Source organism: Acidocella aquatica (assembly GCF_030160635.1).
Classification (GTDB): Bacteria; Pseudomonadota; Alphaproteobacteria; order Acetobacterales; family Acetobacteraceae; genus Acidocella; species Acidocella aquatica.
This window is the reverse complement of record NZ_BSOS01000026.1, coordinates 41,421-51,457: the sequence shown is the minus strand read 5'-3', so window position 1 is coordinate 51,457 and position 10,037 is coordinate 41,421. Positions and strand designations below refer to the sequence as shown.

At 60.6% G+C, this 10,037-nt stretch carries 12 protein-coding genes; 3 read left to right on the top strand and 9 right to left on the bottom strand.

Annotated elements, in window-relative coordinates; translation table 11 throughout:
- Window positions 1-173: 173 nt before the first annotated feature.
- The 7 genes from QQJ84_RS06500 to QQJ84_RS06470 all read right to left on the bottom strand — a co-directional run bounded on the left by QQJ84_RS06500 (window position 174) and on the right by QQJ84_RS06470 (window position 7,332).
- Window positions 174-1,763: a Fic family protein gene (locus tag QQJ84_RS06500; protein WP_284257318.1), complete on the bottom strand. Its 1,590-nt coding sequence runs from the start codon at window positions 1,761-1,763 to the stop codon at window positions 174-176.
- 354 nt (window positions 1,764-2,117) lie between these two features.
- Window positions 2,118-4,415: an HAD-IC family P-type ATPase gene (locus QQJ84_RS06495; protein WP_284257317.1), complete on the bottom strand. Its 2,298-nt coding sequence runs from the start codon at window positions 4,413-4,415 to the stop codon at window positions 2,118-2,120.
- Window positions 4,416-4,683: 268 nt separating this feature from the next.
- Window positions 4,684-5,169 (bottom strand): DUF2726 domain-containing protein, encoded by a 486-nt coding sequence (locus QQJ84_RS06490; protein WP_284257316.1) that lies wholly within the window; start codon window positions 5,167-5,169, stop codon window positions 4,684-4,686.
- A 14-nt stretch (window positions 5,170-5,183) separates the two neighbouring features.
- Window positions 5,184-5,363, bottom strand: a complete 180-nt coding sequence (locus QQJ84_RS06485; RefSeq protein WP_284257315.1) for a hypothetical protein — start codon at window positions 5,361-5,363, stop codon at window positions 5,184-5,186.
- 17 nt (window positions 5,364-5,380) lie between these two features.
- Complete coding sequence (locus tag QQJ84_RS06480) at window positions 5,381-6,004, bottom strand: hypothetical protein (RefSeq protein ID WP_284257314.1); 624 nt, start codon at window positions 6,002-6,004, stop codon at window positions 5,381-5,383.
- Window positions 6,001-6,822: a hypothetical protein gene (locus QQJ84_RS06475; RefSeq protein WP_284257313.1), complete on the bottom strand. Its 822-nt coding sequence runs from the start codon at window positions 6,820-6,822 to the stop codon at window positions 6,001-6,003. Before QQJ84_RS06475 ends, QQJ84_RS06480 begins: the two co-directional genes overlap by 4 nt.
- A gap of 12 nt (window positions 6,823-6,834) precedes the next feature.
- Window positions 6,835-7,332: a hypothetical protein gene (locus QQJ84_RS06470; protein WP_284257312.1), complete on the bottom strand. Its 498-nt coding sequence runs from the start codon at window positions 7,330-7,332 to the stop codon at window positions 6,835-6,837.
- 414 nt (window positions 7,333-7,746) lie between these two features.
- Here QQJ84_RS06470 and QQJ84_RS06465 point away from each other — a divergent pair, with 414 nt between their 5' ends.
- Both QQJ84_RS06465 and QQJ84_RS06460 read left to right on the top strand, forming a co-directional pair.
- Window positions 7,747-8,202 (top strand): BRO-N domain-containing protein, encoded by a 456-nt coding sequence (locus tag QQJ84_RS06465; protein ID WP_284257310.1) that lies wholly within the window; start codon window positions 7,747-7,749, stop codon window positions 8,200-8,202.
- A 104-nt stretch (window positions 8,203-8,306) separates the two neighbouring features.
- Window positions 8,307-8,567, top strand: a complete 261-nt coding sequence (locus QQJ84_RS06460) for a hypothetical protein (RefSeq protein WP_284257309.1) — start codon at window positions 8,307-8,309, stop codon at window positions 8,565-8,567.
- Window positions 8,568-8,601: 34 nt separating this feature from the next.
- Here the strand turns inward: QQJ84_RS06460 and QQJ84_RS19460 are convergent, their stop codons facing one another.
- Window positions 8,602-9,084 carry an RES family NAD+ phosphorylase gene (locus QQJ84_RS19460; protein WP_408861865.1) on the bottom strand — a complete coding sequence of 161 codons (483 nt, stop codon included), beginning with the start codon at window positions 9,082-9,084 and terminating at the stop codon, window positions 8,602-8,604.
- Between the two features lie 50 nt (window positions 9,085-9,134).
- Window positions 9,135-9,488 carry a DUF2384 domain-containing protein gene (locus QQJ84_RS06455; RefSeq protein ID WP_284257308.1) on the bottom strand — a complete coding sequence of 118 codons (354 nt, stop codon included), beginning with the start codon at window positions 9,486-9,488 and terminating at the stop codon, window positions 9,135-9,137.
- A 238-nt stretch (window positions 9,489-9,726) separates the two neighbouring features.
- Between QQJ84_RS06455 and QQJ84_RS06450 the strand changes: the two genes are divergently transcribed.
- Entirely contained in the window at window positions 9,727-10,035 is a 309-nt protein-coding gene (locus QQJ84_RS06450; RefSeq protein WP_284257307.1) for a hypothetical protein, read from the top strand.
- The last annotated feature ends 2 nt before the right edge of the window (window positions 10,036-10,037 follow it).

Here is a 10,037-nt window from a genome sequence, read left to right as displayed (position 1 = left end):
AAACGGAAACCTGGGCTAAGGCAACGCCATCAACACATGCACCAATCCCGCGAAGCGGGTTCGTTCTTCGACCCTAGCCAGTCATCGGAGAATAGTGGCGCCAATCCCGAATGCAGTGATTCGCCGGTGCCGGTAGGTGGTGGCTCTGGATGCATTTATTTACCGACACAGACTTAGCCGTGACGGAGAAGAAGATCGGCGTAGATGCCCTCAATGGCCGACACCTCTTCATTAGTTAGTGCGGTGAACTCCTTCTCGCGGGCGCGCTTTGAGAAACATCCCCCGTTCTGGCGGAGGAAGCCTAGCATCAAATCAAATTGTGGCTCGGGCATCTCCAGAAATGCCTGGATGCGTCGCTTCGCCATATCGTAGTCGCGGAGATATTCGACCTCGCGCGGCAGGGTGTTACGCACGGTTTCAAGGACGCAGGCGCTCAGGAACTCCGCCTCGTTCGTGGCATCGAAAAACCCGAACAGATCGCGCGTGTCATTTAGAACATGCACGTTGAGTTCCGGCGTGGTCTCCCATTGCGTCAGCAGCAGGCGGGGGCGGGAAAAATGCTCCAGCGTGGCACGGTATGCATCGATCCGTTCGAGAAAGACCGCAGAAACCGGAAAGTTGACGCCCACCGGGTTGAACCCGCGCCGCGCGAGAACGTGGTGTAACAACCAGCGATGCACACGGCCGTTTCCGTCCTCAAACGGATGGACGAAAACAAAGCCAAAAGCGAGGCAAGCCGCCGATACGATAGGGTCGAGACCGCCAACCTCGCTTCTTTCGGCAAAGGCCAGCAAGCCCTGAATCAGCGCGGCGAGGTCATTGGGCTTGGCACTCACATGGTCGGGCAGCGGCGCATTGGTCTCGCGGTCGCGCGTGCCTACAAAGCCGCCTTGGGTTCGCCACCCCAAGTGTAGAAAGCGTGTGTCACGCCCGATCACCAAGCGTTGTAGACGCAACAGCACCTCTTCGTTGAGGGCGGTTTGACCTGCCTCGCCGAGAGCCTGCCCCCAGCGTTGGATGCGGTCTTGCGGGGGGCGCTCACCTTCTATGATGTAGGATGCTTTGCTGTCCTTCAGCAGCAGAAATGCCGCCGCACGGGCCATCAGATCAGGCGCGGTGCGTCGGACAATAGCCCGCGCTTCCTCAGCGAGATCGCTCGCCAAAGTTGCGATCAGGTCAGGGGACAGGCGAACCAACGGACAAAACAGCCTCGTGCCAGGCAGATTATCTCGCACACGGTAACGTGGCACGACCTGCCCGGAGATGACAAATTGACGTTCAGGGTCAAGGGCATCGGCCGCAGAGACCTTCGGCGCAGGGGGCAGATCTAGATGCTCTCCCGTCAGCCATTCGTAAAAGAACCAAGCACGACGGGGGTGTCGGCCCGTCGGCTGTCGACGCACCCACGACCTGATAGCGACCGCAGCTTCTGGGCGACGGAACAAAGCGGCCAGCAGGCCCAGATCCACGGCTTCATGACGCAACGCAAAAGCAAGGTGGGAAACAAGTGTGTCCGGTAGTTGATAGCGCGGCGTGAGAATTGACCAACGCCCCTCGGTGCGCAGAGTATGACGATCGCTGATCGCGAACAGGATATCTGGAGCGGGTACATCCAATCCGTAGGCGGCTGCCAAGGCTGTATATCCAATAGGGCGAGCCCCATCCGGTACCATTTGTCCCATCACGGACATCACCCGCATTGGCAGATGAAATGGCACCTCTGGCGCGGCCGTTATCTCGTCCTGTTCCAGAATTTCATTCATCGAAACTGAAAACCCATCACTTTGAGGCTATCTCTCTGAATGATCCTATCACTGGTCGAACTGTAAAACCATCATAGTATCTGAATTTTGATCACTTTAATGGTAAATTTCGGAAATTCATCCTCCATCCAAGCTGCCGCAGCTTTCCGCCGTAAAGAACCGGCCCATGACAGCACCCCGCACGTGCCCTTGCTTTGCGGCACTCATCACGAGCATCGGCTTCCCGGAATGCTTGACTGACCAAGCGACGGCAGGGATAGGCACAAGCCTGCTGGAACCGTCCGGCGCTGAACGACCGCTTCTGGGGTCGCCGCGCCGGTCGCTTAGTGGCTAAGTTGGATCGGAGTGTGCCTATTAGATATGGCGCTCAACCTGGGCAACGATATGTTTCAAAAGATCAAGCAGCAGAGTGAAAAGCAAAGCGCTGCCTATGATCACGCCCAGAATGCTCCAACCAAGCGGTGCCATCAGCACGCCAAAACCGGCAACCAAAAGGCTGAAGGCAACCATCGCGGCTGTCGCGCTCGCCAGCCAAAGGCTCGGCGCGGACGACCAGACCCAGCGCTCCTCACGGATGACATAGACACTCGCCTGGATTGCCAGCATGAGGGTCAGAAACGAAAGCGTGCGGAGCTGCGCCAGGGGCAAATGCCAGATGTCACGTCCGGCTTGCAGCATCAACATGGCGTAACCGAGCGTTGCCAACCCGTAAATTCCGCCCTTGCCGATGATCCGGCCGATCCGCCAATGCCGTGGATGGGAGGAGGGCAAGGCGCGATCCGTGGTAATCGCCATGGTCAGGAAGTCATTAACGATTAGCAGCAGAACCATCAGCAGTGGGGTTAAAACCGCATGCCCGGTGATGACCAGGCCGAGCGCGAGATAGAGCACAAAGGCGATTTTGCGGACCACCATCGAGAGTGTGTAGGTGCGGATGCGCTGGAAGGCCGCGCGCCCCTCGCGGATCGCATCCAGGATGCCGGCCAGCCCCGGCGAGGTCAGCACCAGCCCCGCCGCCGCCTTGGCGACGTCGGTCGCCGTCGCGACGGCAATTCCCATTTGCGCCTGACGCAGCGCCGGAGCGTCATTTGTGCCATCGCCGCACATGCCGACGACATGGCCGTCGCGCTGGAACAGTTTTACGAGATGGAATTTTTGCTCTGGAAACACCCCGGCGAACACGCCGTAATCGCCTGGCGCATCCAGTTTTTTCAACGCCGCCGAATCACAGACATCGCCAGTGATACCGACGGCTTTGGCAATCACCGCGGCGGTCTCCGGCGCATCGCCCGTGACCATGACCACGCGCACCCCCAGAGCATGCAAGGCGGTGATCAGGTTCGCCGCGTCAGCGCGGGGCGGGTCGGCAAGGCCGAGCAATCCTAGCAGAACAGTGGTGGCGCCAGTGGTGCGGGTGACGGCGAGCACCCGGCAGCCCGCCTCGGTGAGATGTTTGCGGGCAGCTTCCTGGTCAGCGGGCAGAGCGCCTGAGACCAGCGCCCCGAGCGCACCCTTGCGGAGTAGAGCACCACCGGCAAGCCGTGCTTCGGCGTATTTGCGGGCCGGATCAAAAGGCTCAAAACTCGCGGCGGCGGGAACGGCCACGCCGCGCGCTCGCGCGGCGTCCATAATCACCTGATCGACCGGATCACCACCCTCCGACGATGCGGCGGCGGCGGCGGCCAGCACGGCATTCTCGTCGGCGCTGCCAAAACCCGTGATGCCTTGGATCGACAGCGCATTCTGCGTCAGCGTGCCGGTTTTGTCGGTGCAAAGCAGGCTCATTGTCGCCGCCTCGTTGATGGCGGCGAGCCTGGTCGGCAGCACGGCGCCGCGCACGAGCCGCCGGGCCGACAGGGCGGCGGCGAGGGTGAAGGTGGACGGTAGCGCCACCGGGATCGAGGCCAGCAGCGCGGTTAGCAGTAGGGGCACGGTCTCATCGAATGTCCGGCCGATCGCATGGGCATAGGCGAGCATCGCCAGCACCACGGCGCCGTTGACCAGGGCCAGATCGCGCACCACCGCCAGTACCGCGCGTTGCTCGCCGCTGACGCCGTGCGCCTCCTGCACCAGCGAGGCGGTTTTGCCGAAATAGGTGCGCGCGCCGGTCGCCACGACAATGCCGGTTGCCTCGCCCTGGCGGATCATCGCGCCGGCATAGGCCAAATCGCCCCGCTTGCGCTCAACCGGCAGGGATTCCCCGGTCAACATCGATTGGTCAGCCAGTACGCTGCCGGCGGCGAGTTTGATGTCAGCGGGCACCACCGCGCCGAGTGCGAGTTTCACCAGATCGCCGGGGACCAGCCCGGCGGCATCGATGCGCGACCACTGGCCATCGCGCCGGACCGAGGCCATGACGGCAAGGGTCTGCCTCAGCGCGGCGACCGCATCCTTGGCCCGGGCCTCCTGGGTCATGCCCAGCACGGCGTTGAAGATCAGCAGCACTGAAATGATCAAGGCCTGTGGCCCGTGGCCGAGAAACAACTCCAGCAGAATTGTGGCTTCCAGCATCCAGGGCAATGGCGCCCAAAGCTTCGCCGCCAGGGCGTGCAGCCAGCTCTCCGATGTGTCGGCTACGGCATTGGGGCCGAACTGCTGCAACAGCTTTGCAGCTTCAGCCGCGCTTAAGCCCTGATCGGCATTTTCGCTCATCCCGGCATCCATCAGATTGATAGCTGATCTTTTACTCCCCCACGAACAGATGCCAAAATGTCGCCGTGGTCTGCTCTACAGATGCGTCCGGTAATTCCTCACGCATGCCGCTCGTCATTTTTCAAACCCGAGGATAAAGGCGTCGCCTTGCCTAAATCGGCCACGTCGGGTGCTGTTCCGCTGCACTTCACAGAGCCCCGAAAACGGATCTCTGCCGATTGGGGGCCGCCCCCCAACACCACCAAAGCCTCCGGCGCGTTCCGGGCGGTCAGCCCGATAGCCGGTCCTGCCCTCCCGAAATGTCCAAAACCCGGCGGCGTAGACCATCAATGTCGTACCGACGCCCCGCCCGCACGCGTACTGTCCGATAGCCCGCCTGCGCGGTTATCGTGTCCCGTGCCTGGTCGCGCCGCGCGTCATGGCTGCTATCGTCCAACTCCACCAAACAACGCACCTCCATGCTATCCCGGTTGCACACCACTAAGTCGATCCGCCTCTGCGATATCGTGCGGAACGCCGGAACAAACCTGGAATCCGCGCCCGCGTAACGTGGCCGCACCAGCGCCGCCATACCCACCTGCGGGAAAACCAATTCATTCGGCACGGCCATCTGAAGCACGCGGTAAAAGCCGATTTCGCTTTCGCTCATCAGCGGGCATCCGGTAAAGGAATAGCCCGCCTTGCCAAGCTTGCCGAAAGCCGCCGTAAAGAGCGCGACGACGGCAATGAGCACCAGGAGAATGATGAAATTCATCGGCGGCATCGCCGTCACGGCCGGAAAGCGACGATCGCCGCCACCGCCGCCACCGCGCCCAAAACGCCGACCTCCGCCATCGTCTTGCCGCCGGCATGGTTGAAACTCATCGCCCCCACCAAAAACAGGAGCGTGCTCAAGATAAAGAATACGAACGGCGGAACCCGCCGCAACAAGGCCACGACCTGTTTCATCTCATGCTCCAGAATTATCAGCTTCCACCGGAGCCGCCCGCCACCGTCGCCGCGGTCAACAGACCAGCAGCCGGGCAATATAACTGACCCTCAAATTGGACCGGATGTGTCAGGCACCGGTTGAACGCCGCCACCTGGCCGCTATCCTGCCACCAGCTTAGGCAATAGCCGACCAGCATCAGCGCCACGGAAATCGCGGCCGCGATCGCGTACCGCCGATCGCGTGCCTTGGCGTTCCATGCCTCCTCCCGAATCACCAAGGCCCCGTTCAGCTTGTCCGCGAACATCGGCAGCGTCTCGTCCACCATCTTCTGGACCATGTGTTCGCGCTCAACCACCAAGCCCGCCTGCATCTGACGGGCCTGCCGCAAAGCAAAATCGCCTTGCCTCACGACATGGTTGGCCCCCTCGATCGCCTCATGGAGATTGCGGAGCTCCAGCCCGGCCGAAGACTCAATGCGGCCAAGTACCAAGTCCACCCGGCCGTCCTGCCCCTGCAGAATATCCCCCAGCCCAAGCAAGGCCTGGGTCTGCGCCTCCAGCCATTGGCCGAGGGGACCATCAACCTCGATCCCCTCGGCGCGGCCGGCTTGGCGCAAACGATCGACAGCCCCCCGGAGCTGCTCGATCGCGGAACTCATGGAAGCCAATCCGCGACTTTGCCCTCGTCAAGGTCCCTCTCGAACGCCGCAAGCCACGTTTTTACCATGAACGCCAGTGTTGGGCTTGATTTCAGGCCCGCCTTGTCTGTCCTTCCCGCCGCTGCCTCGTAGAAGCCGACCCCGCGTTCACGCAGAACGCTCATGCAGGAAAGCCGGCGCAGGAAACTCGTGCGCACGCCAGCGTCAGTTAAAGCATCGAATTCGCGCGTCATCATAATGGGTAAAAACGCACCCTCTGTCGTCTGGCCGTGCCGGATCACCCCTTCATTCAAAACCAGAATGGTTCGTTCGGCCGGGAATTCGCCTGACTTGAGAATTTCCGTGGCATGCCGGAAATCCTCAATGTCAGGTCCCAGGAACAGCGCGACCGTAGGCGTTATGCCATGGTGAAGGCAAAACTCGTTCAATGCGAGATCGCGGACGAACTCCTGCATCACCCGGTCGCCGCCGCTCAGATCAAGAGCGCGCGAGACGCCCTCGCCGACCATTTCATCGAATTCGCCCTTCAGCCACTCCTTGATGTCTGGCAATTCATCGGACACTGGAAAACTGGCACCGTCCTCGATGGGGTCGCCGAACTCATCTGCCGACGGGTACAACGTCGAAAGCGTCTTGCTCCGGCGGTCCCCGTCCAACGGCTTTACGCGCCGGCCCTGGAACCTGGCGCGCTGGATCACAAGGTCCAAACCGGTGCTGCCTCCCGTCCGGCCACGGCCGGCACGGATAAATAGACTCGGTTTGGTCTTCGCCGCTTCTGGTTGCGGCCCAGGATTCTCTAAATTGTTAAAGGCGTTCATAATACTTCTCCATTAGTGTCCACTCCGTTTAGCGATGAGCCGAAGAAGAGAGGCCTTTCGCGCCTTCGGGTCGTAGCCGTCGTCTTTATCCGCCGGGTTTTTGCGAATGGCGGGCATAAGGTCTTGCAGCGAATGTGACACCGCTGCTGCGGGGACGAGTTGACTTGTCGAAGGCGGCGCATTCGCCGGCCGCCAGTCCGTTGGCAACCGCGAGGGATTGATCCGAGGTGGCGGCTGCGCCGCCGCCTTGGCGCGCTTTGCAGACACGTGCTTGCGCGCCTGTAGCCAAGTCTCGCGCGCATTGCGCTCGGTTACGGCTCTGCCCCGCGTGTCGGTCAGCCCCAGCTCGACGAACTCCTCACAGGCCGTCCGCCAGTCGACTTTCCCGTCGCCCCACCGTTCGGCGAGCTCATCGTGGCGCTTGACCATCCAATGGAAAAGGCTTGAGCGCAGTCTGTTTCGCGCTACAGTGTTGTCGATCGCCTTGGTATCTCGATTTTGTCTTGCCATGCGCAGGACGCTGCCTGACCAAAATGCGAATGGCAGGAAAATCGGATTAAAAAATCGTTAGGCTGGCACCAAGCGCCAGATGACCGACTGACTCCCGCCAGGGTAACGACAGGCTCCCGCCAGAAGACCGCCAGAGTATCGACAGAGCAAAATGGGAGTATGGACCAATGCACCCTTGGTGCGGTTGGCACGGCCCTAAAAAACATAATGGGCGAGCTAGAAAAACCACCATCGTAATAAAATGGGCAATCGGGGAGGGGCGGAGCGCGAACATATATGGAACAGCAGCGCTAGCGACCGGGGCGTTCCTATAAAAAAAGGCGGCCGGCCGGAGGGGCAGGGTGCGTTTTTTTGTCTCCATTCGCATTTTACAGGTGTTTGATCGGGTCTCCACAATCTCAAACGGAGACCACAATGACGGCCCAACACACCAACGGCACTCGCAAAAACGGCCACGATCACAGCCATGCCAAGCCCTCAAGTCCACCCGGAAACGGCGCAAACCACAAGGAAAAGCAGGTAGTTGACGCTTCGATCGCCCAACAGTTCGACTTCGATGGTGCCCCTGTCCGCATAATATCAATAAACGGGAAACCCTGGTTCGTCGCGGCCGACGTCTGTCGTGCGCTAAAAATTGCGCCATCAAATGGCGGTTTCAGTTCGGCGTTAAAAAAATTGGCAAGCGATCAGAAGCAGCTCGTCGATCAAGCGTTGGGTCACCGCCAACCATTGAGCGATGGGGTGGCCAAAGGTGACAATGGGACGAGTGTCTGGGTGGTATCCGAAGGCGGCCTTTACCTGCTGATTTTTAGAAGTCGAGCGGCCACAACGGCTGGGACGGCTGCTTTCGATTTCAGCGGTGGGTTTTAGACGAGGTTCTGCCTGCTATCCGCGCGACCGGGAGCTACGGTCAGTCCTCGATCGCGGGCGATACCGTCACGCTCAGCCTCACGGAGCTCGCCCGGTACGTCGTCATGGTGACGCCCAATGAGCCGCCCCATATCCGCAAAACCGCCTATGATAAAATGCTGGATGAGTGGAGCGGCCTCGACACAGAAATCCTCGCCAATCACATGCGGACCGTCGATGCCCTCTGGCAAAAGACGCAGTTGGTGCGTGCCGCGGGGGGCGATCCCGCGGGCAGCCCGCTCTACAGCCGGCTGGGGAAGGCGATTTCCGATGGGCGGCGGATCGCGGATGAATGCCTCGACAGCTTTCGACAACAGCCAGATTGATTTTCCGGCGGCTGTCCTGCGGTTCAGTCCGGTCTCAACTTCCGGGCGACCAAGACGATTGGTTCCGTGGTAGATCTCCTGCGGGGTCTATGAACCGGACAGTGGCGCCGTCCGGCACGTTCCAACGCCATAATACGAGGTTGTTTCCGATGGTCTGAACCGACGGCACACGCACACCCTGCCAACCATGATCCGCCGCCGCCCTCGCAAAATCCCAGCAGGGGGGCCGCGCTCCAGTAATATCACGGTCACGCTTCCATGGCTGGCGTAAGAACGCCTCTTCAATTCCGATGGCCTCGCGGATTGCCGGATCGGTCACGTCAAGTATCGCGTCCGCCACCACCTCATAGCCCGTCAACGTACCGGGCCGAGGGAGGTCCTGCTGGTACTCGGAAATAGCGACTGCGTGGGTTTCGGATACATACAAGACCGGTTGGTCAGGCTCGTTCCAGCGACCGCCGGCGCGGGCCGCCCCGCTCCCGGACAGCGGATCATAGGCCCACCGGGGCGATAGCATCCGCCAGAAGAGGCCGTTAATCGCGGCGCCGGCAACCCCTAGACGCCACTTCAAGCGTAGTTGCCGTCTCTGAGATCTTCGAGATGCTTCAGCACGGCCAACGCATGGCCCCCTTCGACAAGCTGGAGCGCTGTCTTGCCAGCATAGCCCGCGATCGGCTGGTGCCGGAACCACAGGATCGCCTTGTCGGCATCGCCCGTCAGTTCCGCGGCCACCGTCAAAATTCTCACAACCGGCTGAAGGCATTTTTGCACAGCAGGCGAATCCGGATGGCGCGTCAATGTGTTCCTATGAACATGCGCCAGCCGCGCCAGCTCGCCCAGCGGTAGCCGCAGCCGGGCGCTCATGCGCAGCGGGGAAACAAAATCCCGATCGCTAATATCGGTCAAGAAAGCGTTAAGCATTCACATGAAACCCAGTGTGCATAATCAGTGCATATACTGCACTTTCTTCAAACCTTCAAGAGATAGTGGTGACGCCTCCCGAACAGAAGCATCCGCCCATCATCGCCACGGTGAGGAAGGCAGCCAGCCTGTTCGTATGGAGAAAGGGTTTCCGCCCAACCCGCGCCAACAGCCAGATTCATTTTTCGGCGCCATTCGCATCTGATCCGTCCACCTTCCGCTTTTAACGGAGGTGATTATGACACTAGAAGCGAATGACACCGATGAGCCGGCTCTCGATCACGATGACGGCGATGGCTCGAAAGACATCGCCGTCATCCGCGAGCAAACATTCGAGTCACTCCAGATCCTGCGGAACCTGCTTTCGCTCCTGATGCCGAAGGAGGACGACGGCGGCCCCAAGCTTGTTGACCTGATCACCGCCCTCGTGGCGCAGCAGCGCGATATCCTGGTCGGCATAAGGAGGCTGCAAACCGACATGAACGCCCTGTTCGACCGGCAAGACAGGAAGATCGGAGTGGAGACCCAAAGCAAGTCAACGGGCTGACC

Bases quoted from the DNA above. Each gene is read 5' to 3' on its own strand.
- QQJ84_RS06500 (WP_284257318.1), bottom strand. From the start codon at position 1,763: ATGAATGAAATTCTGGAACAGGACGAGATAACGGCCGCGCCAGAGGTG.
- QQJ84_RS06495 (WP_284257317.1), bottom strand. From the start codon at position 4,415: ATGAGCGAAAATGCCGATCAGGGCTTAAGCGCGGCTGAAGCTGCAAAG.
- QQJ84_RS06490 (WP_284257316.1), bottom strand. From the start codon at position 5,169: ATGAATTTCATCATTCTCCTGGTGCTCATTGCCGTCGTCGCGCTCTTT.
- QQJ84_RS06485 (WP_284257315.1), bottom strand. From the start codon at position 5,363: ATGAAACAGGTCGTGGCCTTGTTGCGGCGGGTTCCGCCGTTCGTATTC.
- QQJ84_RS06480 (WP_284257314.1), bottom strand. From the start codon at position 6,004: ATGAGTTCCGCGATCGAGCAGCTCCGGGGGGCTGTCGATCGTTTGCGC.
- QQJ84_RS06475 (WP_284257313.1), bottom strand. From the start codon at position 6,822: ATGAACGCCTTTAACAATTTAGAGAATCCTGGGCCGCAACCAGAAGCG.
- QQJ84_RS06470 (WP_284257312.1), bottom strand. From the start codon at position 7,332: ATGGCAAGACAAAATCGAGATACCAAGGCGATCGACAACACTGTAGCG.
- QQJ84_RS06465 (WP_284257310.1), top strand. From the start codon at position 7,747: ATGACGGCCCAACACACCAACGGCACTCGCAAAAACGGCCACGATCAC.
- QQJ84_RS06460 (WP_284257309.1), top strand. From the start codon at position 8,307: ATGGTGACGCCCAATGAGCCGCCCCATATCCGCAAAACCGCCTATGAT.
- QQJ84_RS19460 (WP_408861865.1), bottom strand. From the start codon at position 9,084: ATGCTATCGCCCCGGTGGGCCTATGATCCGCTGTCCGGGAGCGGGGCG.
- QQJ84_RS06455 (WP_284257308.1), bottom strand. From the start codon at position 9,488: ATGCTTAACGCTTTCTTGACCGATATTAGCGATCGGGATTTTGTTTCC.
- QQJ84_RS06450 (WP_284257307.1), top strand. From the start codon at position 9,727: ATGACACTAGAAGCGAATGACACCGATGAGCCGGCTCTCGATCACGAT.